General features: G+C 63.5%; 20 protein-coding genes. 8 read left to right on the top strand and 12 right to left on the bottom strand.

Features of this window, described 5'->3' with window-relative positions:
* Nucleotides 1-120 precede the first annotated feature (120 nt).
* The 4 genes from ACQPYR_RS33920 to ACQPYR_RS33905 form a co-directional block, all read right to left on the bottom strand.
* Nucleotides 121-873 (bottom strand): TIR domain-containing protein, encoded by a 753-nt coding sequence (locus ACQPYR_RS33920; protein WP_433622923.1) that lies wholly within the window; start codon nucleotides 871-873, stop codon nucleotides 121-123.
* Nucleotides 874-1,011: 138 nt separating this feature from the next.
* Complete coding sequence (locus tag ACQPYR_RS33915) at nucleotides 1,012-1,563, bottom strand: DUF4231 domain-containing protein (RefSeq protein WP_433635316.1); 552 nt, start codon at nucleotides 1,561-1,563, stop codon at nucleotides 1,012-1,014.
* A gap of 81 nt (nucleotides 1,564-1,644) precedes the next feature.
* Nucleotides 1,645-2,799, bottom strand: coding sequence for a toll/interleukin-1 receptor domain-containing protein (locus ACQPYR_RS33910; RefSeq protein WP_433622922.1), 1,155 nt, complete (start codon nucleotides 2,797-2,799; stop codon nucleotides 1,645-1,647).
* A gap of 990 nt (nucleotides 2,800-3,789) precedes the next feature.
* On the bottom strand, nucleotides 3,790-4,029 hold the full coding sequence (locus ACQPYR_RS33905) for a hypothetical protein (RefSeq protein ID WP_433622921.1): 240 nt from the start codon (nucleotides 4,027-4,029) through the stop codon (nucleotides 3,790-3,792).
* Nucleotides 4,030-4,069: 40 nt separating this feature from the next.
* Between ACQPYR_RS33905 and ACQPYR_RS33900 the strand changes: the two genes are divergently transcribed.
* Both ACQPYR_RS33900 and ACQPYR_RS33895 read left to right on the top strand, forming a co-directional pair.
* On the top strand, nucleotides 4,070-4,540 hold the full coding sequence (locus tag ACQPYR_RS33900) for an NUDIX hydrolase (protein WP_433622920.1): 471 nt from the start codon (nucleotides 4,070-4,072) through the stop codon (nucleotides 4,538-4,540).
* Nucleotides 4,541-4,957: 417 nt separating this feature from the next.
* Nucleotides 4,958-6,442, top strand: coding sequence for an AAA family ATPase (locus ACQPYR_RS33895; RefSeq protein ID WP_433622919.1), 1,485 nt, complete (start codon nucleotides 4,958-4,960; stop codon nucleotides 6,440-6,442).
* Between the two features lie 464 nt (nucleotides 6,443-6,906).
* On the opposite strand, the gene ACQPYR_RS33890 is transcribed toward ACQPYR_RS33895, so the two are convergent.
* From ACQPYR_RS33890 to ACQPYR_RS33880, 3 genes are all read right to left on the bottom strand, one after another.
* Nucleotides 6,907-8,397: a WS/DGAT/MGAT family O-acyltransferase gene (locus ACQPYR_RS33890; RefSeq protein WP_433622918.1), complete on the bottom strand. Its 1,491-nt coding sequence runs from the start codon at nucleotides 8,395-8,397 to the stop codon at nucleotides 6,907-6,909.
* Between the two features lie 456 nt (nucleotides 8,398-8,853).
* Nucleotides 8,854-10,107 (bottom strand): FAD-dependent monooxygenase, encoded by a 1,254-nt coding sequence (locus ACQPYR_RS33885; RefSeq protein WP_433622917.1) that lies wholly within the window; start codon nucleotides 10,105-10,107, stop codon nucleotides 8,854-8,856.
* Between the two features lie 104 nt (nucleotides 10,108-10,211).
* On the bottom strand, nucleotides 10,212-10,565 hold the full coding sequence (locus ACQPYR_RS33880; protein WP_433622916.1) for a hypothetical protein: 354 nt from the start codon (nucleotides 10,563-10,565) through the stop codon (nucleotides 10,212-10,214).
* Between the two features lie 359 nt (nucleotides 10,566-10,924).
* On the opposite strand from ACQPYR_RS33880, the gene ACQPYR_RS33875 reads away from it, so the two are divergent.
* A complete protein-coding gene (locus ACQPYR_RS33875; RefSeq protein ID WP_433622915.1) occupies nucleotides 10,925-11,269 on the top strand; it encodes a YrdB family protein in 345 nt (114 codons plus the stop codon).
* Nucleotides 11,270-11,798: 529 nt separating this feature from the next.
* Here ACQPYR_RS33875 and ACQPYR_RS33870 read toward each other — a convergent pair.
* From ACQPYR_RS33870 to ACQPYR_RS33860, 3 genes are all read right to left on the bottom strand, one after another.
* Nucleotides 11,799-17,147 (bottom strand): MFS transporter, encoded by a 5,349-nt coding sequence (locus tag ACQPYR_RS33870; protein ID WP_433622914.1) that lies wholly within the window; start codon nucleotides 17,145-17,147, stop codon nucleotides 11,799-11,801.
* Nucleotides 17,144-17,320 (bottom strand): hypothetical protein, encoded by a 177-nt coding sequence (locus tag ACQPYR_RS33865; protein WP_433622913.1) that lies wholly within the window; start codon nucleotides 17,318-17,320, stop codon nucleotides 17,144-17,146. The genes ACQPYR_RS33870 and ACQPYR_RS33865 overlap by 4 nt, the downstream gene beginning before the upstream one ends.
* Before the next feature lie 83 nt (nucleotides 17,321-17,403).
* Complete coding sequence (locus tag ACQPYR_RS33860) at nucleotides 17,404-17,595, bottom strand: hypothetical protein (RefSeq protein ID WP_433622912.1); 192 nt, start codon at nucleotides 17,593-17,595, stop codon at nucleotides 17,404-17,406.
* A 198-nt stretch (nucleotides 17,596-17,793) separates the two neighbouring features.
* Between ACQPYR_RS33860 and ACQPYR_RS33855 the strand changes: the two genes are divergently transcribed.
* The gene (locus ACQPYR_RS33855) at nucleotides 17,794-18,741 is read left to right on the top strand and encodes an AraC family transcriptional regulator (protein ID WP_433622911.1); all 948 of its coding nucleotides are present in this window, start codon (nucleotides 17,794-17,796) and stop codon (nucleotides 18,739-18,741) included.
* Between the two features lie 38 nt (nucleotides 18,742-18,779).
* On the opposite strand, the gene ACQPYR_RS33850 is transcribed toward ACQPYR_RS33855, so the two are convergent.
* The gene (locus ACQPYR_RS33850; protein WP_433622910.1) at nucleotides 18,780-19,754 is read right to left on the bottom strand and encodes a DMT family transporter; all 975 of its coding nucleotides are present in this window, start codon (nucleotides 19,752-19,754) and stop codon (nucleotides 18,780-18,782) included.
* A 153-nt stretch (nucleotides 19,755-19,907) separates the two neighbouring features.
* Here ACQPYR_RS33850 and ACQPYR_RS33845 point away from each other — a divergent pair, with 153 nt between their 5' ends.
* The 4 genes from ACQPYR_RS33845 to ACQPYR_RS33830 all read left to right on the top strand — a co-directional run bounded on the left by ACQPYR_RS33845 (nucleotide 19,908) and on the right by ACQPYR_RS33830 (nucleotide 23,141).
* Complete coding sequence (locus ACQPYR_RS33845) at nucleotides 19,908-20,360, top strand: Lrp/AsnC family transcriptional regulator (protein WP_063040920.1); 453 nt, start codon at nucleotides 19,908-19,910, stop codon at nucleotides 20,358-20,360.
* Nucleotides 20,361-20,816: 456 nt separating this feature from the next.
* On the top strand, nucleotides 20,817-21,113 hold the full coding sequence (locus ACQPYR_RS33840; RefSeq protein ID WP_433622909.1) for a hypothetical protein: 297 nt from the start codon (nucleotides 20,817-20,819) through the stop codon (nucleotides 21,111-21,113).
* Between the two features lie 607 nt (nucleotides 21,114-21,720).
* Nucleotides 21,721-21,954 (top strand): hypothetical protein, encoded by a 234-nt coding sequence (locus ACQPYR_RS33835; RefSeq protein ID WP_433622908.1) that lies wholly within the window; start codon nucleotides 21,721-21,723, stop codon nucleotides 21,952-21,954.
* A 248-nt stretch (nucleotides 21,955-22,202) separates the two neighbouring features.
* A complete protein-coding gene (locus ACQPYR_RS33830; RefSeq protein ID WP_433622907.1) occupies nucleotides 22,203-23,141 on the top strand; it encodes a fatty acid desaturase in 939 nt (312 codons plus the stop codon).
* A 244-nt stretch (nucleotides 23,142-23,385) separates the two neighbouring features.
* Here ACQPYR_RS33830 and ACQPYR_RS33825 read toward each other — a convergent pair whose 3' ends face one another.
* A complete protein-coding gene (locus ACQPYR_RS33825) occupies nucleotides 23,386-23,673 on the bottom strand; it encodes a putative quinol monooxygenase (protein WP_387290730.1) in 288 nt (95 codons plus the stop codon).
* Nucleotides 23,674-23,764 lie beyond the last annotated feature (91 nt).

Genomic DNA, 23,764 nt, shown 5'->3' with positions numbered 1-23,764 from the left:
CCGTCCATAGCGGACGATAGAAGGGGAAAGAAGACTATTAGGGGAACTGTTAGGAGAGCGGGTCGGCTTTCACGTGCATCGTGTCTGCCAGGTGCGCAGCGCAGACGCCACACGGTCTTTTTACCCAGATGCCGACTGCCGTATCGCCGCGCGAAGCTTCTCATGGCCAACGTCGTCGAAAAGGTCCACCCCATGCAAATGAGCAAGGCGACGCGGGATTTCGCACGGTTCCAGCCTAGTAGGTATTAGGTAGATCGCGCCCTCGGGCTGCCTATCAGCCGCATCGAGAGCGAACAAAATCTCTTTCTGGACAAAGCCCCTCTTGTTCACCGAACTCTTGGAAAGGCAAACGACGACCACGTCCGACGACTCGATCGCTTGACGGATTTCATGCTCCCAATTTTGGCCTGGCACAAGGTCTTCCACGTCCAGCCATGGTCGAAAGCCCTCGGCGAGAAGCTTCTGGTATAGCTGACGGACTGCTGGCTTGTCGCCAGACGAATGACACAAGAACACCTGCTGCGAGCTCGGCGACAGCGAAGCGATAGCCTTCTGCATCCGACTTCCTTGTGGAGCCCATTTAGCTGTCGAACGGTCAGCTTCGTTGCCCTGCCCGGTTTGATGTCGCGGCCCCAAGCCGACCAGGCCTGCAATGAATTCCTGTGTCGCCGGATCAACCGCGTAGAGGACTATCTCTCGCATCCCGCGCGTCAACAGCACCTTGTAGGTATTGCGTATCAGAAGTTCGAAGTCCTCGTCGAAGACGGAACTACGGTTTGCGCGCTTGAATGCTGGATCGCGATTGAATGGTGAAGTGCTGAACACATCTGCCGCAGTAGAGCGATAAGGATGCCGCATCACACCAACCCCCAAGGTACTAAACTTATTGCAGGAGAGGTGTATCCACCCCTGCTCGGCCGCAACTTGACGACAACGATGTGGGTGCGTCGGTCACCGGTCGGATAGTTTAGCTTGGACACGGGGCAGGTGATCGCTGACCGCGACAGCCGGTCAGTTAGGCGGGGGCCTCTGAATGATTTGGTCCTGATTCTGCGGTTCGCGTGCGATGGTCCATTGCGTATTCTCCTGTGAGACAAGAGCTTCGATGCGTTCAGCCAATACTTCTCGACGGTCCGGCCCTCCGTAGCGGCCGACGCGAGCAACGAACAGAAACTTCTCATGCTTGAGTGACTCTGCTGTGGATCGATACAAGATCCAGTTAGCGTGCCACTGGAACAGCTGCTGGGCTCCCTCTGCGACGACCACGACAGCAGCTAAGATAGCTGTCACTGCAGGAGGTCCGGCGAGCGCAGCCACGACCGGGACCGCAGCACCGACGGCGATCTGACCGACTTTGACGCACTTGTAAGACCGTTGGGCCGCATGGCTTCTAGTGCTGTACCACTGCAGTTGATCAATCAGTCGCGTCCACACCGGGTCGGCGTCGTCAGCGTCGACCCTTCTCTCATTCACCGCGGCAATCCCCTCTGTCTCCGAAACGGACAGTGTACGCAGCCGAGTCCGTCGTAGTGAACCGCCTGGTTGACCTTGACCTGAACCCATGATTTCGTCCGCGAGGTGTCCGCCTGGTTGCGCTTCAAACAGGAACAACGCCGACTGATGGATCTGATTCGAGTAGCGCCCTTAAAGCCCAGGTTCGATTTCATCGAGACGACGGACCCACTCATCAAAGAACTCCTGCCCGTCCAGGAAACTCTGCGCTCCCTGAGACACTTTCCTAAGCGGGCGCCGGATGTCTTTGCTCATGCGGCCAACCGCGTCGGCGCCAGCTTGAAATCCTTCCACAGCTGTGATCGATTCGCGGCCGCTATCGGCTATTTCGCGCAGGAAGCTGCCAAATTCGGCAAACGATTCTCGCTCGGAATCACCAATGCCAGAACGACCTACGTGCGACAGGACCACAGAGATGCTGCCGTCCATAGCTTTTGCCTGGTCGAGGTACCGGATACCTATTTCCTTAAAGTTATCGGCGAGAGGATCGAGGTCCGAAGCGAACCGCTTAGCGACGAGGAGTTTCGCGCCTGAACTTGTATTGCCTGCTAGCTCCATTTTGGAGCCATAGTCGGTGAGCAGCACGGTGATCTTCTCGATTGCTTGTTGATATTCACCCATCGTCTCGGTCCACGCTGGGAATCCAGTCTCAGCCTCTGCCATCGCATCAAGAATCCCGGGCGCATCATCCTCAGGTGCAAGTTCAATCGACGAATGGATTTTCAATGCAGCCATCGCATCCTCGGCATCGATAGGGCCCTGCTCGGGACGAGCGGAAATCTCGTCTGCGATTTGCGCGAGGCGAGCTGCAGGCCTATTCACCGCTCGTCGATAGCTGGGGCTATCCTCATCCTCGAATCGGAGGTCTGCCCAGCTTTCGTACTGAGTCCCGGCCAAGATTGCCTTTACTTCATCGGTCGAGCTTTCGTCAAGGTCAGGTACAGGAAGATAGAGGATAGGAAGAACGAGTTCAGGAACGCCCCGACGTGCCGCATTGGCGGAGAAGAGCAGTAGCTCGCGTCTACATTCGTGCCGTTGAATATAGCGCGCGGTCACGATCGGTATAAAGAATGCCGTCTCCGTGAGGGCATCGTCAATTACCGTCCGCCACTTCTTCCCCCAATGGATATCGCTACGATCAACAAATATATCTATCCGTCCACCGCCGGTTATCAGTTCAAATTCGGCCTTGATTCGCTCGTTGAGCCGTATGATTCGACCCCCCTCGGCATCGTCATCAGCGTGAACATAACTCCAGAATCCGTATGGGTTCTCACCGGTGGTCATTCTGAAATTTACTCCTGCGACGTGTGCTGACTATTAGTTAACCATAGCAAATATCCGGCCGACCTCGTGCCATACTCTCAAGGTCGATCTGCTAAAGATTTCGGACAGCTGGCCTCAGCGTTACACCTCCCTTTCGCAATGCCTTCCACGCGCCCCCTTGGCCTTGCCGATCTGCCAGGCGATCCTGTCCGATCGGCTGGCGGGCGAGGACAGGGACGTCGCCGAGGTGTGCCGGGCCCTGCAAGATCGCCGAGGCCACCTGCTGCCGATGGCGCAACCAGAGGTCCTTCAAGCGTTTGGCGTCATCGGCCTTCAGGCCGCCGAACTCAACTATCCTCGCCGACATGCATTCTCTGGGCCGGCGCGGGCGGCGCCGGTCCGAATGGATCGGCGAGGATCTCAACATTGTGTGCTCCGTGGCCTCTACGATGTGGGGCACTACGGATGCGCTTGCAAAGTTTGCTGATAAGTTGCTGAAACGTTTGAATCTTCGGCGTGTCGTTTGATTGACACGCCGGAGATTGCTTCTTCGGAGAGTGGCGGTGCCGCCCGGCTTCGGGTTTTCGCTGTGAGTTTGATGGTTCGAGCTTCGAGTTGTCTGCAGCTCAGTGACATTGGTGGTGACGGCATGGCCGGTACCCCTTCTCCGGCCGTTCGGCACCGAGTCCTATCGGCTCGTCCGTGACGGATCTTCCGTTTATGGCAACGCGCCGTGACCCGCGGCGTGTACTGCAGACGCTCATCGGGCCAACTCGACCAACGACACGCAAACGTCACGCTTTCAACGGGAATCAACCGGATTCAACGGGATTCGTTGGGATCTTGATTTTCGGTATCCATGCAGCTCACGGGCATTATTGGGAACTGTCGGGAAGTCAGAAACATCGCCTACTCAGAAACGGTAGGTTTCTGGTTCGAGTCCAGATGGGGGAGCAAGAATAGGCCCCTGACCAGGCACTCAGCCTACCGGTCAGGGGCCTAATTCGTACTCTAGAGCTCAGACTTGTAGATAAATTGTCGATAAGTCGCCGCACGTCTGTCCGCGTGTTGATCTTGCTCGGTACTAAGCAATCCCTCCATGACCGCCTCGTTGATCACGGCCGCCGCGTTGTGGTGGACCTTGCCGCGGCGCATGTACTTGCGCTGGGGCATGGCCGGGTCGGCGTGCTGGAGTACATCGGCGGTCACCCGCGCCGACAGCTTCGCGTCATCGAGCATCAAGGCGATCAATTTATGCTAGGACATTCACAACCGGTGGAAGGGTAAGCCGATGGCGCGCACCGAGTTCTACGACGACCCAGCCGCACCAGAGCCGAACAGTCTCGTCGTCGCGGCTTCCGCCGTGGTGTGCGACGCCATGGGCCGCATCCTGCTTCAACGGCGCGCTGACAGCGGCCTATGGGCACTGCCTGGCGGCGGCATGGAGATGACCGACAGCCTCCCCGGCTGCGCGGTACGAGAGGTCAAGGAAGAAACCGGTCTCGACATCGAAATCACCGGGCTCGTCGGCACTTACACCGATCCGCGCCACGTAATCGCCTACAGCGACGGCGAGGTTCGACGCCAGTTCAATGTGTGCTTCCTGGCTCGTGTCATCGGGGGCGAGCTCGCGATCTCCGATGAGTCCACCGAACTGCGGTTCGTAGCTCCTGCCGAACTGGACAGCCTCGACATGCACCACACGCAGCGACTCAGGCTGACCCACTACCTGGAGGGGCGATGCGCGCCATACCTCGGCTAAAGGGGTCTGTACACGCGGGCGGCTTTAGTCCGCCCTAAACGTGATTTTCACACGGTGCGCGAAACGGTGTACGGGATCGCCGCCGCCCAGCGCCCGCCAATCCGAGGGCCTGCTCGGGTTCGCGCACTGGCTCGGCGCCAGCCTGTAGCCCGGATAAACATGCCCGGATTCGCTGGATAGTTGCGCTTCGGTAAATCACGAAAGTTGTTGCGGCACAGTAGCCGCGCTTCGTGGCGGCCGTCGGCGAGTTTCCGGATCTGGGGTTGCCCGGCTGTGCCGGGTTTCAGTGCGGGATTGGACATTGGGGCGCCGTAGCACCGATCGTGGTGAGTCGCAACGGCTGCGTCACGATGCACGGTTGTTCCCGAGTGGTTCAGTTTCTATAGAAGTGTACTTATTAGAAGTATACTTCTATCTATGGCAGCCTTGGTGAAGCCGGACCGGGTGTTCGACCGTGACCGCGAATGGGACGGACTGGTGCGGTTCGTGACCTCGCCGAGTCCGGATGTGCGGTTGGGGATCGTCAGCGGGCGGCGGCGGCAGGGCAAGACTTACTTACTGGATGCGTTGGCCGACGTGGTGGGGGGTTTCTTTTTTACGGCGACCGATGCGACGGAGATCGAGGCGCTGGACGGTTTCGGCGCGGCTGTGGCCGCGCATGCCGGTGGTGGCCGGTATGCGTTCCGGGATTGGGACGAGGCGTTGGAGCGGTTGTTCGCGGTGGTGGGGGATGGGCTGGTTGTCATCGATGAGTTTCCGTATCTGACCAAGGTCAGTCCGTCGTTGCCGTCGGTGTTGCAGCGCGCGCTCGACCCTCGCGGTTATGCACGGCGGGCGGGTTCGCGGGTGTTGTTGTGTGGTTCGGCGATGTCGGTGATGGGGCGGTTGCTGGCCGGCAGTGCGCCGTTGCGTGGGCGGGCGAGTTTGGAGTTGATCGTCAAGCCGCTCGATTATCGGGAGTCGGCGCGGTTCTGGGGGATCAAGGATCCGCGGTTGGCGGTATTGGTGCATTCGATCGTGGGTGGGACGCCGGCGTATCGGCGTGAGTTCGTCGCGGGTGATGCACCGGCGTCCCTGCAGGATTTCGATTCCTGGGTATTGCGGACGGTGCTCAACCCACAGGTGCCGCTGTTCCGCGAGGCGCGGTATCTGTTGGCGGAGGAGACCGACATCCGGGATGTGGCGCTGTATCACGCGGTGCTGGGAGCGATCGCGGGCGGGCACACGACACGCGGTGGTATCGCGAACACGATCGGCCGCAGTTCCACCGACATCGGGCATCCGTTATCGGTGCTCGAAGATGCGCAGCTGGTCATCCGAGAGGCGGATCCATTCAATCGGGGCAAATCTGTGTATCGGGTGGCCGAGCCGCTGATCGTGTTCTACGAGGCGATCATGCGGCGGGAATGGACCCGGTTGGAGCGTGGGAACCTCGAAGCGGCATGGCGTAATTCGCGTGCCACGTTCCTGTCGCAGGTGGTGGGCCCGCATTTCGAGGGAATCTGCCGGGACTGGGCGATGTCGGTGGGGTCTGAGGTGTTCGGTGCGTTGCCCGGGCATGTGGCGGCCGCGACAGTCAGCGATCCGCGTGACAAGCGGCAGATTCAGGTCGATGTCGCGGTGTTGGCGCCAGAGGAGACCGGACGACCGCGACGCATCCTGTCTCTGGGGGAGGTCAAATGGGACCGCACGATGACCGTCGGGCATGTGGACCGCTTGCGGCGTGCGCGAGAATTGTTGGCGGCCAAGGGATATGACACCACCCAAACCATCCTGACCTGCTACAGCGGAGCGGGATTCGATGAGAACCTGCAGGCTGTGGGGATCGGCCTCGGGCAGCGGCCGAAGGAAGTCGACAGCCCCATGCTGGTCGACCTGAATACCGTCTACGCCGTGGTGTAGGAGCGGCGACCGGTTCTCGCAGTCGCCTCAGCCGCAGATTCTCCACCCCTAGGAAGGTCGCGGAGTTCGGCTGGTAGTGGGCGGCGGCGAGGGGGCGGTTGCCTGCGCGGTACATCCGAGGTCGCGCCACTCGACTGACGACACGGAAACGCCCTGAATCTGTACGGCGCGAATCTGCGTGGTGCGAAACGTTTCGCGGATGCGGTCGCGCCGACACTGGAGGCCATCGCGCAATCGTCCGGCAGTTCGGTCCCGAGTTGGCACGGACGCGGAACACGTTGCGCCCCCTGGTCGACTATTTCGAACGCTATCGGGCCTGGGGGAAGGAGCAGGCGAAGCTCGAACGATTGGAGTGAGAGCGACTGGAGCGAGAGCGATTCGATTCGCTGTAAACCCGAGAACGCCCGACGGGTTCGATCACGACCCAGTCTCCGGATCTCTGTACATCGCCGGTGGGTGAGCGGTTATGGGGCTAGTTCGTCGAGTGCGTCTTGTAGGTAGGCGGCGATGTTCCAGACGTCGGGGATGGTGTCGGTGCAGGCGAGGATGCCGAAGTCGAGGTGGCCGTTGTAGGACATGACGGTGATGTTGAGTGGGCCTGAAAGGTCGGTGAGTACGGAGATGGGGTAGGTCCCGGCCACTCGAATTCCTGCGGCGTACAACGGTATCTGCGGTCCGGGCACGTTGGAGACGATCATGTTGGCCAGGGGGAGTGCGGGGGCGGCGACGCGTAGGAGCAGGCGGGTGGCCAGGCCGTGCAGGATCTGAGGTAGGGCCGCGGTGGCGTAGTGCAGCAGGGTCGGTGGGGTGGCTTGGAAGCGATCTTTGGCGGCCAGCATCGCGGCGTGGGTGAGTTTCATGCGGTGCTGTGGGTCGGGTTCGCCGATCGGTAGTTCGCACAACATGATGGAGAATTGGTTGCCCGCGGTGCCGAGTTGCTCCTGGGTGCGCACCGATACCGGGATCGCGGCCACGGCGGGGTCGTCGGCTGCTGCGTCGTGGTCGTGTAGCCAGCGGCGAAATGCGGTGGTGCACAATGTCATTACCACATCGTTGACGGTGCCGCCGAAGCTGTTCTTGATCTGTTTGACGGTGTCGAGTGATAGCGAGGCGAAGGCGAAGGACCGGTCGGGGCCGTTGGGGTGATTACCGGGCAGTGTGGGATTGGCTTTGGGTATGTCGGTGAGTGCGTTCGGCAGCATCGGTCCCAGGCGAAGCGGTAGGCGCATCCGATCGGCTTGGCGGGTCATCGTGTGTGCGATGCCGCGGCCGAGTATTTCAGCGGGATTGGGCGTTCGTCCCAAGCGGAGCCCGTCGGGCGGTGGCGGTACGGGCTGGGATTCGGGCACGATATCGAAGACTGCTGCCATGACCTCGGCTCCGGACACGCCATCGATCAGTGCGTGGTGCACTTTGGTGTAGATGGCTTGGCGGCCTTGGGGCAACCCCGAGATCAGGTGGCATTCCCACAGTGGTCGATTTCGGTCCAGGGGCTGGGTGTGTAGGCGGGCGGCGAGATCGGCCAGCGCTACATCGGTCGAACCTTCGGGTAGGCGTGTATCGCGTACGTGATATCCGAGGTCGATGGTGTCGCTGTCTTCCCAGTAGGGGAGGTCGAGACCTAATGGGACGGTGCGCAATCGCCACCTCAGGGGTGCGACCAGATGTAGTCGGCTCGCCATCAACCGCCGCAGTATCGTGACGTTCAGCGGGCTACCTGTTCCGGGTGGCTCCAGCAGCGTGACCGCTCCGACATGGAGCAGCATGGTGGGTGATTCGGCATCGAGGAGCACGACGTCGAGCGAGCTGAGTTGCCGAGATGGCCCGGTGTCGCCCGATAACGGAATTCTTTGCGACAGCGTTGCCGGGTCGGGGGATGTGCCGCTGCCGAGTTGGCCCGGTGTCATGATGCGGACGTTCAGGTGGCGGGCAGGTTTCAGGTCGGCGTGGGACATAAGGGTCTCCGCGTTGTCGCTGGGTTCAGGACAGATTGCCGATTCAGGCGATGGGATGGTGCCGCGACGCTTGTATGGTCTGTTGGAATCTGCGGGCGCTAGGAACCGATAGAGCCGCTGCGCTCTTGCGGTGACGCCGATGTCGTGTGGTAGACGCGTCATTGATTTTAGTGGTCGGCGGAGTGCTGTCGGCCGCGGTCATGTGCCCTGCACGTTAATTCTGTGCAAACGACTCCTCGAATGGATGCCAGCGCTGCCGCACTCACCGCACCGTCGACCTCACGGTCTGCCCGAGCTCGTCGTGGTCCTGGGTCCGCGTCCTGCTGCATGCGGTGCTCGATCAAGCTGACGCTGAATCTGTTGCGGTGCAACATGATCGGACACAGTCAGTTCGACCCTGGTTTTGTCCGTTTCGGGATACGACGGTCTTCCGGCGGTGACCCGGCTTGTGCGGGATCAGATCATCGACTGATCGGTCGGGATCGGTTCGGGTGGGCGCCGTGGCGAGGGCAGTGTCATCGCGAGTTCCCCCCGTCGGCCGGCCCGCCACCACCGCTGTCCGGAGTCGATGGCGCGCCGGATCTTGCGCACAGTGGGTACCTGTGTGAGCAGGTGTAGCTGATATCGCCACGGCATTTGCAGCCCGTGCCGAGCCGCCATCGCATAGGCGAACTGCACGGCGCTGCGGTCGAGATACCGGTCGGCGTGTTCGAACCACATCATGCTGGCACGGGCGGCGGCCTGTATCGGGCGCAGCGCAGCGCGCCCTTGCGCATCGTAGTTCTCCAGCGCGTCGGCGACCTCGGCATGTTCGTACAGGCTCTGCGCGAGTACGACGGCGTCGACGATTGCCAACCGGGTGCCCGAACCGATGGTGAAGTGCGTCGTGTGCGCTGCATCGCCGAGCAGCACCACGTTGTCGTGATACCAGGTCGTGTTGGTTACCTCGGGAAAGCGGCTCCACCTTGCGAACTCGCCTCGTGTCTTGCTGATCAACGAGTGACCGTCGAGAGGGCGCGTGAAGATGTTCTCCAGAACACGCAAGTTCTCGAGGTTGTCCATGGCATCGAATCCCAGTCCGTGCCAGGTATGCGGTTGGCACTCAACGATGCAGGTGCTGATTTTTTCGGCAACCGATGGGTAGGCATGGAACCAGATCCAACCTGCCGAGGTGTGTTCGAAGGCGAAGGTAAATCGGGAGAAGACCTTGTCGGTACCGAGCCAGATATATCGATTCTCGCCGAGTGTGACGGACGTGCCGAAACGGTGATTGCCCAGCAGCCGTACCCGGCTGTTCGCGCCGTCGGAGGCGACGATGAGATCGGTGTCTTCGAAGCCGGACAGCTCGTGGACCTCTCGCCCGTGCTGGATATCGACGCCCAGGTCGCTCGCCCGGTGGGAAAGCACGTCGAGCAATGCCGCGCGTCCCATGCTGAACCCGTAGCCCCCGAAATGTGCGATCTGGTCGTCGCGCACATGGATTGCCTGTTCACGCCATAGGACCGACCCGGCGCGCACCGCTTGGGCGCTGTCGGGGTCATTCCGATACAGAATGTCGAGCAGGTCGTCCCAGTACACGACACCCCAGCCATAGGTGGACCCGGGGGGATCGCGGTCGATCACCGTGATGTCGTGGGCCGGGTCGCGCCGCTTCATCGAAATAGCGAAGTACAACCCGGCCGGCCCGCCGCCGATACAAACAATCTTCATCTCGTCACCAGCGCCAGCCCGGTTGGTCGAACCTGGCTTCACATGATCGGTACTGATGCAACCGAGCCCGGCACGCCGTGCGTGTCCGGGCTCGGTCACCGGCGCTAGAAGCTTCCCCAGCCGCCCCAGCCGAATGGGTTCCACCAACCGCCGCCGCCCCAACCACCGCCGTGGCCCCAGCCGCCGCCGCCCCAACCCCAGCCACCGCCGTGGCCCCAGCCACCGCCGCCCCAACCCCAGCCACCGCCGCCGTGGCCCCAACCGCCGCCGCCCCAACCCCAGCCACCGCCGCCCCAACCGGGGCTGTCGACGAGTTGGGTTGCGGACGTGGGCGTCGCTGCGCGCGCGGTAGGCGCTTGCGCCGCGGCTGCGACGACCGGAATCGCGGCAACTGCGGCTATACCGGCGGCCGTCGCCAACCGGGTGAACTTCGTGTGTGAATTCTTTCTCTCGGTCATGATAGGGCTCCAAATGCTGTCCCGACCTGCTGGAATTCTACGCGGTTTCGCCGAACTCCAGAAGTATCCGCGACGACACATCTATAATCTCGGCCCCATCCCCATCGTTGCCCAATCCGAGGACGCCGCGTATCCCCTGGCGGAGGGAGCCGGTTGCAAAAGGGTGCGACGAACGAGCGTCGACGGAGCGGCCCAATGCCGTGACCAACTGGACTCAACCTAGCGCGCGGGCCGAAAGTGCATCCGCCACAGCAACAGTCGCAGGGGCTTGCGGCAAACGGAGTTGACGAAGCTGAACGAACCATGCACACTGCTCTCATTAGAGAGCGATGCTCTCGGCGACTCATGGGAGAACGGACATGCAGGAAGTCTGGAAATGGGCCAACCTCACGCTGGCATTCGGGATGGAGTTGGTCGCGCTCGGGGCGCTGGGACTGTGGGGCTGGAAGACCGCCACTGTGACTCCGGTCAAGCTCGTGTTGGCTGTGGGCTTGCCACTCCTCGCGGCGCTGGCCTGGGGCCTGTTCGCGGCGCCGAATGCGACATTCGACAGCCCACCACTCGCGGTCGTCACCAAGGTCGTGGTTTTCGGCAGTGCCGCGGTCGGACTGTGGGCCATTGGCTACCGATGGGTCGCGGTCGTCTTCGTCGCCGTCCTGGTAGCGAATCTCCTGGCGATCAGGGTGGGGCACCTGACCTCGTGAGCACGCCGAATGCTGGCGTATTGCTGCCGCCGGGCCCGCGCTGTTGGACCCATTCGCGTATACCTTGTGGGATGCCGTTCGCCACGACTTCGGGACCGAAGTCCTTCCGGCGCACCACCGTTCGCGTACACCGGTACGGGTGAGTGAGCAGGGTGTGGTGGTCGCGGTGGCGATGATCGACACCTGGAAGGTGTCCACAGCGAGCCGGAGATTGCCTGGGTGTTCAACCGATCAGGCTGCGGCGGCCGGGATGACGGCCCCCGGTGGGGCATCGGTACCGCGATTGCCGTGCGATCGTGTGCATTCCCGTGAGGGAAGGCCGGGACCTGGTTTCGCCGGGTGCGGTGGATCGCCGGGATCACGGGGCAGATTGCCTGGGTCGCCACGAGCTGACCGGATCGTGCCACAGATGAATCCAGCCGATGCCGTTGCGGATTCGAGCCACCGCCTCGTCACCTTTGGACCGCCATCCGACGGAACCCAGTCGAGAGCGTGTCGTTGTGGCGGCTGGGCCCGGTGCCGCGGTTCCTCACGATCCGGGACCCCGTTCGCGAAGTGCGCGCGCCTGTGCAAGCCAGCTATTCGCCTGCTCCGAATCAGGTGTGGCGTCGGTCCCCGTGATGATCGGTCGGTTCGGTGCGGGCCTTCTGATGTGGGGTGCGCCATGCTGGAATCCGGTGTATCGGCCGTCGGTCCGTAGGAAATATGCTTCGATCGGTGGTCGGTTGCTGTCGATCTGGCGCTCCGGCACCGTGAGTCGATTGCCGGTCGCGCGCAGGTCGGTAGTCACGTCGCGGCCGTATTGGCCGTCGAGGTAGCGGATGGTGCCGTCGTCGTTGACCACGTTCACCGCGTGTGCCGTCGGCTGCTGCTTGTCGTCCAGCCGGGAGTGGTCGTAGTAGACGATGATGCCGCGAGCCAGGTGGTCGCCCTCGATCAATTCGTCTTCGACGTCGGTCAAACTCCGGACGGGTCGGAATGTCGTCTGGTAGTGGGCCTCGATAAACGGTAGGTCATGTCTGCCGTCGGTATCGCGGCCGCCGGTTCGACCCGTTGTCGATGGTGCGGCGACCATGTTGGTACGGCCGTCGATTCTGAGGTCGGTGACGATCGCGCATTCGGCACAGTTGTTCCCGTTGCCCAATGGGTTCACGTCACTGATCAGCTCGACCAACGGATCGGTGCCGTCCGCGCGGGTGGAATCGGAATGGGCACCGCTGCTTTCTGTCTCGCTTACCGGCAGCGTTTCGGATCCGCGCTGGTGCAGACCGAACACGCGTCTGATCAGCTGATGTGCGGCGCCACCGATGGTCGCGGCACGGTGCGCGGCGACCCCGACGGCGGCCGCACCGACGATGCCAGCCGCCATCCAGCCCTGGATGAAGATTCCCTGTGTCGAAAGCACGGCGCCGCCCAGCAGCGGACCAGCGGCCGCTCCGGAGTACATGACCAGAGATGTCGCGCTGTTCGCCCGGGCCCAGAGCTTCTTGGGAACGGCCTGTTGTACGTGCCCCGCCACCCGTACATTCATGCCGACACCGATTACCGCTGTGCCGAGTGAGCCAACCGCCACGATGAAGGGGTTGGCAGTTGCCGCTTGCAGTGCGGCGACTGCTGCGAAGCCGGACAGCGCTGCCGGGAACAGTAGGTTGATCTTGGCCGTGCTGATCACCTTCTTCGGCAGCAGCCCGCCGATTACGCCACCGACAGCACCGGCACTGACGACCGCCGCGGTGGCCAATGCGTGCATTTGGGCCTCGTCGATGATGGCGGCCGTGCGGAGGCTCAGCATTCCGAACGCCGCATTGGTGGCAGTTATGACCAGGGTGTATTCACGAAGAAATGGTTCATCTAAGACTGCCCGCGCGCCGTCGCGAACATCGGTGAATATGTCGCGGAATGCGTGGCGGCCCTTTGGGGCATGCGGGGGGAGAGACTCTGGTAGCCGAGACAGTGCAGCCAGGTTCCATAGAGATGAGACGCCGTTCGCCGCAAAGGGCAGCCAATTCGCCACATTCAGCACGATGGGCCCGAGCGCGCGCCCACCGGTACCAGCGACATAACGATCTATTTCCGCCATGCGGTTCGCTGCCGTCAGCTGTTCGGGTGTGACCAGATCTGGAACCGTACGCAGGAGACTGCGCAGGTAAAACGTCGCCGCAACCCCCTCGACGAGGGTTGTCCCGGTGAGTACCGGGCCGATATGCGGGACCCCGAGGGCCACCGCGGTAGCGGCGCCGGTAGCGGCCGTGACACTTGCCCACTGCGCGGCCAGCATTATCTTGACGCGGTCATGGAAGTCTGCGGCATAGCCCGCCAGGGGCTCGGACAAAGCCCTCGCTGCCATGGGGGCGAATACGGTGAAGCCCGCGGCCACCGGCGAATGGGTCAGTTCCAGCATCGCCAGTGGTAGGGCCGACTCCTGAATGCTGAAACCTATGTTGGAGACGGCATTCGGAATGTACAACCCGTTTCGGTATGCCTTGTTGGTGGTGAGCAATTGCTTCGGCGAAACCGACTCTTCGGGTTCTTGGGACGGCTCGGCGGGCGATGACGGTGCCGATTCGGCGGCCGGCGTCTGTCCGGGTTCGGCGGACGCGCCGGCAGCCGAATGTTTCCTTCGCTTACCGGGCAGCCGGAACGCACGGCCTTCCTGATTCCGGCCGACAAGCGGTTCGGGTGGAGGCGGTGGTGGGGGCGTGTCTTGTTTGCGTTTGCCCCTTTTGGGCTTGTCTGCCGAGGCCATGGGGACTGGGCGTGCGGCGACCACTGGTTCCGGCAACGGCCCTGCGAGGCTGGTGGCGGGGGTGCCGCCGCGCGTGGGTTGGATGGTGGGGTCGGGGATGTATTGGGTGCTGTCGCGGTTGAGTTGCGGTCTCCCGCCGGGGTCGGTTGGGGCGCCGGGGGTTTGGGGGTTGGGTGTGGTGGCGTAGTGGGAGGGTGGGTTGAGTTCGGTGGGGCGGTCGGCGGGTGCGGCGGGTAGGTGTGGTGCTGGGTTGTTGTTGTGACGGGGCCGGGGTGGTTCGGAGTCGTGTACGAGAAGCTTCTGCCCGCGTTCGTCTTCGGCGGGTGCGCCGGGGATGGCCGTGTCGGGGATCGGGACCTGTGGTCGGTCGGTGAGTGGTATGGCTGATCCGGTGTCGGGGATCGCGGGTGCGGTGGGGTGCGGGACGATCGGGATTGCGTTGGGGGGTGGGCCGTGTGGTGGGTCGGGTTGGCCGGGGCGGGTGTAGGTGGTGCCCGGCCTTTCGGGGTGTCGCTCAGCCTCTTTGTATGGAGATTCGTCCACTTGTGGTTGTGCGGGGACGTAGCTGGGCATCGGGGGTTTGACGACGGTCCCGATCTCGTTCTGGTCGGGGAATTCCCTGGGATCGCTGGGAGTTTGGTCGTTGTCGGCGGGGTGCCCGCCGGACAGGGCGGGCAGGGGTGCCGAGAGTTCCGAAGCGGCATCGGGATTCGATGGCCCGTGCCCGCTCAGTGCCGCTGCGCTGGCCAGTGCCGCCGGTGGGATCGCCTGGTCTGCAAGGTTGTTCACCGCAGGGCTGGGAGGCGACGTTGCGACATGTGGCTGTAGCGGCGAGTGTGCTTGTGCCCCTTGTTGGTTGGGTAGCGGTTGCGGTGTGTTGGCTTGCGCTGCGGCGTGGGGTTGCGGTGTGTTGGCTTGCGCGGCTTGCGGGTTGACGTGCGGTTGCTGTCGTGGGCTGCCCTGTGGTGTGGCGTGGGGTTGCTGAGGTGGTGTGGCGTTGGGGTGCTGTGGTGGGTTTGCGTGGGGTGCGTTGGCCGCAGGTGTGGCAGTGGGTGTTGCCGGTGCGACGCCGGGACCAGGTGTTGCCCCCGCCTGCGCGGTCGGGCTCTTCGTCTCCATCGGGGCGGGCGATGGCGTCGGGCCGGACTCGCTGCCCAGCCCTGGTTCGACCGGTGCGGTGCCTGTGGCGCGCGACGTCGCCGTGGGGGAGTTGTCGGCCGCTGCGACCGGCTCGTTCGGAGCGGACTCGAAGTCGAAGAAATCGAGGTTGAGCAGGTCGGGGTCCGGCGATAGTTGGCCGGGCCCTTTCCCGGTCACGGGCGGTCGCGAACCGGGTCCGCCTCCGGTCGGCGAATTCCCTTGCGAGCCAAGTGATCCCGCCGTGACGTCCGGCCCGTTGCCGCCGCCGGTGCCGCCGAGATCTTTGGCGGAAGCGACGTGGGGGACGTTCTCGGCATGGGTGTCGGCACTCATTGTCAGCACCGATCCCGGCTGGCTGTCGGCGGCGCGGACGTCTCCTGCCAGGTTCATCGGCGCAGCATCAGGTCGGCTGAATTGGGCGGTGCCGGGATGGCCGGTCGACAACAAGCTTCCCGGCGTGGCCGTCCGATCGGCCGGTGCGCCTGCGAAAGTGCCCTCGGTGAGTAGCCCTTGTAGCCTTCCCGGTGTGGCCATGGGATCGGCCGGTGCGGCTCCGAAGCTGCGCTCGGTGTGGCCTTGCAAGGCGTCATCGGTGAGTGCTCGCAGGGCATCGTCCCAGGAACTCCAGCCGTGGCCGGCTTCGGGTGTACTACCGGGGGAGGTCGGCGATGCAGGCGTGCCATGCGGCGCGTCCGGCGGCGGTTGGTTGGGATCCGAAGGGCCACCCTTATCGAGTCTTTCGAAGGCCTCCTCGTATGGCTCGCCGATCTTGTCGATGGTCTCCTCAGGTCGTTGCCAGGGTGCGTCACCGTCGCCGACGGCGTGCTGATCGGTCGATTCGGGTTCCGATCGGACCGAGAGCACGTCCTGCGAGCTGTCATTTCGGGATCCGCCGATCGCCGGGGAGGTCTCCTCATGTGCTCGCGGTGTGTCGGTGCTGCTGTGCGGCCTCGCCAACTCGGGCGCTGATCGGACTGCGAGACCGTCACGCGAGCTATCGGAGCCGGACCGGCCGAGCTCGGGGCCGGTCCCCTCAGGGAGCTCGGCGGCGTTCATGGCTCGGGTGGCGCGCACCGCCGCGCTGACACCTGCGACGACCCCGCTGCCGACTCCCATCATGACCATCTCGGCGAGGTTTCGGCCGGTGAGTTCGGTGTCGGTGAGCTCGGCTACGACCACCGCGGCACCGGCCCCACCCGCGGCTCCGCCGGTGGCACTGGCGAGCACGACGGCCACAACGCGTCCCGTCGTGCGTCCCGCCGGTGTCGCGGCATTGGCCGCGACGCGGGTGAGCGCGGGCAGCACCGCGCGGGTAGCCAGGGCACCTGCCAAGCCACCCGCGCCACTGGCGGTCGCCGCCACCCAGACTTGGCTCCAATCCATGCTGGTACGCCGACCGGGTTTGCCGTGGCCCTGCAGGATTTGGGCATATTGCGCACCGGCGACGACGCCGCCCATGGAGGCCGCGCCCATGATGGTCGCGCGAATGGCGAGCCCCATGCCGGGGAATCGCTGCATGAAGGCGGCGATGCGTTGGAACATGAAGGCGAGGGTGTCGCGGCGGGCGGCGGTGGCGGCGACGTCGGCGGCGATGCGGTCGCTGGCGGCTTTCATCGGTACGGCGGTATCGATGAGGAGGTTGGCCAGTAGCACCGCTGCGATGCCGATGACGATGTACTGCTCGAGTTCGATCGCGTTGGCCGAGTCGTAGAGCAGGGTGGCCATGCCGTCGGCGAATTCGATTTGATTGCGTGTGTTGGCGATCTCGGTTTTCAGCTGTTTCTGGATCGCCTCGCCGGCCTCGCCCTGGATCGCCGCTGGCACGTCGCGTGCGAGTCGTTCGAGGTGCGCCAGTGTGACTTTGAGACGTTCGGCCGAGCGTGCCCAGGCGTCGGCTGCGGCGCGGATGTCCTTGGGTTTACCGACCGGGAAGTGGCCGATCACCCAGCGTGTCAGCCAGTCCGGGAAGTCGGGTGGGATAGTGACACTCACCAGGGTGCCGACCGCCTGCTGGATTGCGCCAGGTTCGCGACGAGCGTGCAATCGAGCAGGATCCACCACGTGGTGCTGGCCGATTCCGACCCGTCATCGTTTCGATCCGGGGCCACCTGGGAGATTCGGTCGCCGAGTTCGGTGATCTCGATCGGGAAACCCGCCCCCGGCATTCGCGACCACGGTGTGCTCGAGTCCGGGGAAATGGGCTGCGACCCAGCAGATATGGGTGTGCCGATCGGTTTGTGGCCGGTGGTCATCGCTGGTCCAGTGCGGGGAGCAGATGCCCATCGGCGTCCCCGGCGAACACCAGATCCCCAGGCTGGGTGACGATGCTGCCCAGATGTGTGAGCAGCATTCGCCAAGCGGACGCCAGCCGCCGCTCCCCGCGCCGTTGCCAGATGTCGTCCCTTGTGGCGCCCGGCTGCTCAACCTGTTTGTCATCCATCTGGTTTCGGACCTCGTTATCGGCCGCATGCTCAGGTTGTCGTTGCGGCGGTGCCGTGCTGGAATGACAACGTAAAGGTGCTGCATCGAGCCCCGCCTTCAGCTGAGCGCACAAGAATTGTTCCTGTGCGCCGAAGTCACCACCGTGCCTCCCGGACGGTGTGCTCGACAGGCATATATCGCCACCAGGAGCTGAGGGATGACAGAGGGGACCGATCTCATCGAGTCCGTGACAACGGAGTCGGTCCTACCGCACGAACGCACCGATTATTGGGCCGCGGTGCTCCACTCCCATCAGCGCCGACTTTTCGGATACGCCTTCCCACGCCGGGACTTCCATGGACGCACCGTGCTACGACGTACCGGTAACTACCAGATTGTCGGATGGCAGTGCGATGCCGTGGCCTACTATCGCACCCCCGGGCAGGTGCGTGTCGACTCCGATGACGACTACCGTTTACTGCTGCCCGTCACCGGGCGGATGACGATCTGGCAGGACGGTCGGCACGTGCCGCTGCCACCAGGTATCGGCTGCCTGGTGACCGTCGACCAACCGTTCGGCTACGCCCAGGCCGACGACACCGAGGGTTTGGTCATGACCATCCGGCGGAGCGAGATCGATCACCGCCTCAATCGCGCCGCGCCGCCCGCACAGCTCTGGGATTTCACCACGGGACTCGGACGAGTTGTCGCCGACATGGCCACCGCTTTGGTCGCCGAGCGCGACTCTCTCGGCCGCCGCCAATTCGATGCTGTATCCGGACGGTTGGTCGATCTACTCTGCATGCACATCCTCGGTGACCACCCCACCGAATCCAGTCACCTCGAGGATGTGGAATCCGCAATCCGGCACTACGTCCGGACACACGCCCACGACTACGAACTGACCGGCGCCGGCGTTGCGCACGCTCTCGGCTGGTCATTGCGTCAGATCCAGGTCGCTCTGCAGCGGGCCGGTACGACACCGCGCGAGCTCATCAAGGAAGAACGCCTGCGGCTCGCCTACTTGCGACTGCAGGACCCCGCGTATCGCGATCGGAACATCACCACTCTCGCAGTCGAACTGGGCTTCAGCTCCGCCAGCGCATTCAGTACTGCCTTCCGGCATCGTTTCGGTACCAGTCCCCGTGATATCCGTCGAGCGTGAACGCCTGGATCTCGACGCGGCACAACACCTTCCGATGCTCACAGGGTCAGGTCGACCGATGATCGCGCTGGGCTTCGCGTTGATGCTCCGGGTACGCGGAGTCGACGGCGCGCGGGTCGGGCGCCTGGCGTTCGGCGCTCGATCAACCCGACTGTCACGCCCGCGACGATGATCACGCCGCCGAAGACCTGTCCGAGCCGGACCGTCTCGCCGTTGATCCCCACCGCACCGAGCACACCGAAAACCGGTACCAGGTTGAGGATGTTGACCGCGACGCTCGAGGTCATCCTGCGCAGACCGTAGTTGTAGAGAAGGAAGCCGCCGACGGAACATGCCACGGCGAGATAGGCGAGCAGCGCTGAGGTCGTGGCGTCCGGTACCCGCCAGTCCCGGATCTCGACGAGCGAGGCGAGCAGGAAGCCGGTGGCACCCGCCACAGTCTGGTAGTAGGTGAGATTCACCGCGTCCTGCCCGCGCCCCGCGTACTTGCCCAGCACGTTGTACCCGGCCCACACCAGCCCGCCGAGCAGCAGCAGGACATCGCCGAACCAGCGCCCGCTGCCGCCGACTTCCGCCCCGTTGCGCACGACCAGGAAGGCTCCCGCCGTGGCGAGCAGCACGCCGCCGACCCGCAGCGGCGGCATTCCGGCCCGGAAGACCGCCAGTTCCACGAGCATGGTCATCAGCGGGTAGGTGGCCACGATCAGAGAAGCGTCGGATGCGGTCGACAGTTCGACGCCGATGTTCTCCAGCACGAAGTAGACCGTGATGCCGAGCACGCCGCTCAGGTAGATCATGCGCCGCAGACGGGCATCCGGCCGCGCGACCGGGTTGCGCCGGATGCGCACCATGATCGCGAGCAGTACGGCGGCGAGCGTGAAGCGGATGGCCCCGATGGTCAACGGCCCGACGTCCGCCAGCACCTGCTTGGTCACCGCGTACGAACTGCTCCAGAACAGCGCAGCCGCCACGATGGAACAGATCGCCAAGATCCTGGTTCTGCGCTCGTCCACCCCTGATACCTCTTTCCGTCCGAACTCTCATCTCCGCCCTACGCATCGCGGAGAGCGCATCATGGACGGAACTACTGCGAGAAGCTAGCAATTAGTCCGGGAGTATGGCAGCCTGGCCGAACTAAATTTGGTCCTCTGCAAGCGAGACGGAACATGGACGAACTAGATTCGGCGTTGCTGCGGCTTCTGCAGCAAGACGGTCGGCGCACCAACCGGGATCTGGCACAGGAGTTGGGCATTGCCCCATCCACGTGTCTGGAACGGGTGCGCTCGCTCCGTGAGCGAGGTGTGCTGCTCGGATTTCACGCCGAGGTGGACCTCCCCTCGATCGGCCGGGGGCTGCAGGCGATCATCGCCGTGCGGGTACGGCCGCCGACGCGTGCGATCATCGAGCAGTTCCAGGCCTTCGTGGCGCGGATGCCCGAGGTGATCGGAGTCTTCGTGCTCACGGGCACAGAGGACTTCCTGCTCCATGTGGCGGTTCGCGACACCGACCATCTACACGCGGTCGTCCTGGACAAGCTGACCGTGCGGCAGGAGCTCGCGGACGTACGCACCTCGGTGGTCTACGGGCACCTGCGGAAGAGCGTCATCGAGCCGATTTGAGGCTCTTCCGATCGATCCCTCGCTTACCGGCGACGGTCGGCCCGGCGGCGAACCAAAGAATAGTCCGAACAATTAACAGCTAACCCGTGCGAATCAAAATTTCGGATGCCGGGGTAGACCAAAAAGTCAAGTCCCTGCGGCGGGGCGGGATCTGGTTCTCGGTTGACGGATATGCCACCGTTGGCTTGTGTGAACGCGCACGTCTTCGCTGGTCACCTGATTGCGAAGTCCACTGGCAGTAAGAGATGCGAGCATCCGAAGCCTCGGTAATCGCCCGTCTTGTTCAGGGGCACGGATTACCTGATTCATCGACCGGAATATTCATACGGATCGAACAGGTGCCATGGACATGCGCCAAACTGTCACCTATGCTCGGAGATAATCCGAGGTCGTCGAGACGGCTGTCGGATATAAATATTCGAGTCCAAAATCTCTTTTCGTAAGAAGGGGATATCTATGGGCACAAGCACGCACAGGGCCCGCCACCCACGTCGACAGAAGATGGTCTCGATTGTCGTGGCGGGAGCGGTTCCACTGGCGCTCGTGCTCGGGGGAACTGCGATCGCGAACGCCGGCGCTACGTCGGCCACAGTGACCCGGTACGACTACTCACTGCCCGAGCCGCCTGCGCCGCATGAGCCTGCGCCCGATGAGCCTTTGCTCGAGCAGCAGCATCCACAGCCGACCACCCCGGAGCAGACCCAGCCCGAGCAGCCGCCCGACCAGACCAAGCCCGACCGGCCGGCGCGGTGATTTGTGGGCTGAGGCGTCGAACGTAGGTCCGTATCGGCCCAAACCAGCATCGCGAACTCGAAGTCGAGGTCCGCGAGTACGAGCACGTCTGCCGCTGATCATCTGCGCGCCGCGGAACCGCCGGCACACCCTTGCTTCTCGAAGCGTGCGGTGTCTTTGCCGATGTCTTGATTGCCTAGCCGTCGTAGCGTTGTGCCAAGGCTGCGGCGAATAGCGAGCCGTGTCTCTCGCTTTCCGGAGACGTTCGATGACGCCAGGGCGAAGTCGAATGCTCGCTGTCGCTGACGGCCGCACCATCATCATGGATGCGATCACGGTGACGAGATGCCGGGCGGCAAGCCATGTGGCTCGTCCGATGCGGCGGACTCTGTAGCGCAGCACGTCGGCGATCACGGCAGGCGGGGGTCGCGGCCGGGCTGCCCGTGCGCCCGGTACTCAGTTACCGATCGTTAAGGTTCCTGCAAGGCCGACTGGCGAGGATTGGTGCCCAAACCGTCGATCTACCAATGGATCCCGCACCGCCGCGACCGCCGACTTGGCCGGCGGTCGCCGAGAGCACCGGCGAGGATCGGCAGTTGCACGTAATCACCGAAATCGGAGAACTTCAATGCATAACACCCGCTTCCGGGCCGCTGTGATCACCTTGGCGATCGCGGTAGCCGCCGGACTCGGCGTCACCGCTTGCGGCAAGACGGAACGCTGGTGCGAACGAGACCAGGACGATGTTGTAGTCGAAAACTGGCACTGCGAGCAGAACCTCGCGGGCTTCGAGTGGGAGCCCGACCACGACAAGCCGAAGACGAAGAAGAAGCCGAACAAGGCGAAGAAACAGACCAGATGACGAGGAGCGTCGATTAGCTGAGGTACCCCTTATATGGCACGTGCGTGGCATTGCCCTCGCACCCCGGCCGTCGCGCTCACACCGGCCAACCCGAAGCATGCTGGCGCTGCCGCGCAAGGTGAACTGTGTCCGGACATTCGATGAAAAGATCGAGTGTTCCTGGTCGGCAGCATATTTCGAGCTCGGCCGATTCTTGTCGGGGGTGGCACGATGAGCCGTGGCAGGCTCGATGTGAACGAGGGCAGCATATGACCGAGGTGCGTACCCGTGACAGGATTCGTGGGTCCCGGGGACCGGTGCGACCGGCTCGGGCCATCAATGGTTGGTTGATCGGCATCGCTATTGGTCTCGGGTTGTTCCAGATGTTCTTGCTGCCGCTGGTGCTGCTGCCACGCGGCGCGATGTGGGGCTGGACGCTGGTGATCATGGTTTTGTGGACGACACCGTTCTGGTCGCTGATCCATGAGGCCATCCACGGCAGCCTGATTCGCGCGCGTGCGGGCAACGACGTTTGTGGGCGTGTGCTCGGAGTGCTGTACGGTGCACCGTTTTCGATGCTCAAGGCCGGCCATCTGCTGCATCACCGGTACAGCAGGACACGGGAGCGCACCGAGATCTACGACCCAGCGACATCCAGTTGGCTGAAGGCCGCGCCCGGGTATTACCTGCGGCTGTTCGGTGGTCTGTACCTGCTCGAGGTCGCGGCGGCGCTGCTGGCCGTGCTGCCTGCCTCGGTGCTGCGTCGCCTCGGTCGGCTGATGGACGCGCCGGACTCCGTTGCGGGACTGCTTTTCGAACATATCGCGCAGGCCAAGGTGCTGGGTCGGTTCCGGGTCGATGCGGCTGCGATCGTTGTGCTCTACGCCGCCGCGTTTGCTGCCTACGGTGCGGACGGCTGGATGCTGTTGGCGGCATTGTGCGGGCGTGCGTTGGTTATCTCCCTGTCGGACAACGCTTATCACTACGGCACCGCACTCGACGCACCGCTGGAGGCGATGAACCTGCGTACGCTTCGATCGCTGGAGCGTTTCGCGCTGAGCTTCAACCTGCACGGCGTGCACCACCGGCATCCGGGGCTGCGCTGGTACGAACTGCGTGCGAAGTTCCTGGACGAGGGCGGCCACTACCACCTCGGTTGGGCCACTGCGGCGGCGCGCCAGATCCGCGGCCCGATCGAGCTCCGCTGACGGGCTGGTGCTGCTGCCGAGATCGCCATGTTCCGCACCGTCCAGGACGGCGTGCTCGTGGAACAGCGGAATTACGACTGCTACCCGGCCACCTCGCGGGAACTGATTCGGACACACAGCGGGTATCAGTCATCGCTGAGCCACTGCGTCCATCCCGGCCGCCGGAGCATTCATTCGGCAGGTGTATGTGCGGCGAGCTGGATTACCCTCTGCGAACCGATCTGGTCCGCAGAGGGTGGGGTTTTCAGAGGGTGTCGAAGAACTCGAGCTTCGGGGGCGCGGCCAGAAGTGGCGCCATGAGCTTGCCGGCGGCGCGGAAGTGGTCCGAGCGGCTGTGCGCGTCCAAAGCTTCCTTGTCGGAATAGATTTCGAAGAAGCGGTAATTGTTGGGATCTGCCTGCGAGCGGACCAGTTGGTAGGCGTGGTTGCCGGGTTCGTTGGCCCGGACCTGGGCGACCAGGTCGGCGACGACGGATTCGAATTCGGGGCCGGACCCGTCCTTGACGGTCACATCGGCGGTTACTGCGAGCATGGTTCTCCTCAGGGTGAGTGGACTACAGACAGACTGCATGGTTTCATCGATGCTCAGTTGTCGGGCTGGTTGGTGGCGCCGAACGTCCGTC

Origin of the sequence: Nocardia sp. CA-120079 (assembly GCF_050955745.1) — a bacterium.
Taxonomy (GTDB): Bacteria; Actinomycetota; Actinomycetes; order Mycobacteriales; family Mycobacteriaceae; genus Nocardia.
The sequence above is the reverse complement of the archived record's forward strand: the minus strand, read 5'-3'. Positions and strand labels throughout refer to the sequence as shown.

Bases quoted from the DNA above. Each gene is read 5' to 3' on its own strand.
- ACQPYR_RS33915 (WP_433635316.1), bottom strand. From the start codon at position 1,563: ATGGGTTCAGGTCAAGGTCAACCAGGCGGTTCACTACGACGGACTCGG.
- ACQPYR_RS33910 (WP_433622922.1), bottom strand. From the start codon at position 2,799: ATGACCACCGGTGAGAACCCATACGGATTCTGGAGTTATGTTCACGCT.
- ACQPYR_RS33900 (WP_433622920.1), top strand. From the start codon at position 4,070: ATGGCGCGCACCGAGTTCTACGACGACCCAGCCGCACCAGAGCCGAAC.
- ACQPYR_RS33895 (WP_433622919.1), top strand. From the start codon at position 4,958: ATGGCAGCCTTGGTGAAGCCGGACCGGGTGTTCGACCGTGACCGCGAA.
- ACQPYR_RS33890 (WP_433622918.1), bottom strand. From the start codon at position 8,397: ATGTCCCACGCCGACCTGAAACCTGCCCGCCACCTGAACGTCCGCATC.
- ACQPYR_RS33885 (WP_433622917.1), bottom strand. From the start codon at position 10,107: ATGAAGATTGTTTGTATCGGCGGCGGGCCGGCCGGGTTGTACTTCGCT.
- ACQPYR_RS33880 (WP_433622916.1), bottom strand. From the start codon at position 10,565: ATGACCGAGAGAAAGAATTCACACACGAAGTTCACCCGGTTGGCGACG.
- ACQPYR_RS33875 (WP_433622915.1), top strand. From the start codon at position 10,925: ATGCAGGAAGTCTGGAAATGGGCCAACCTCACGCTGGCATTCGGGATG.
- ACQPYR_RS33865 (WP_433622913.1), bottom strand. From the start codon at position 17,320: ATGCCGGGGGCGGGTTTCCCGATCGAGATCACCGAACTCGGCGACCGA.
- ACQPYR_RS33860 (WP_433622912.1), bottom strand. From the start codon at position 17,595: ATGGATGACAAACAGGTTGAGCAGCCGGGCGCCACAAGGGACGACATC.
- ACQPYR_RS33855 (WP_433622911.1), top strand. From the start codon at position 17,794: ATGACAGAGGGGACCGATCTCATCGAGTCCGTGACAACGGAGTCGGTC.
- ACQPYR_RS33845 (WP_063040920.1), top strand. From the start codon at position 19,908: ATGGACGAACTAGATTCGGCGTTGCTGCGGCTTCTGCAGCAAGACGGT.
- ACQPYR_RS33840 (WP_433622909.1), top strand. From the start codon at position 20,817: ATGGGCACAAGCACGCACAGGGCCCGCCACCCACGTCGACAGAAGATG.
- ACQPYR_RS33835 (WP_433622908.1), top strand. From the start codon at position 21,721: ATGCATAACACCCGCTTCCGGGCCGCTGTGATCACCTTGGCGATCGCG.
- ACQPYR_RS33830 (WP_433622907.1), top strand. From the start codon at position 22,203: ATGACCGAGGTGCGTACCCGTGACAGGATTCGTGGGTCCCGGGGACCG.
- ACQPYR_RS33825 (WP_387290730.1), bottom strand. From the start codon at position 23,673: ATGCTCGCAGTAACCGCCGATGTGACCGTCAAGGACGGGTCCGGCCCC.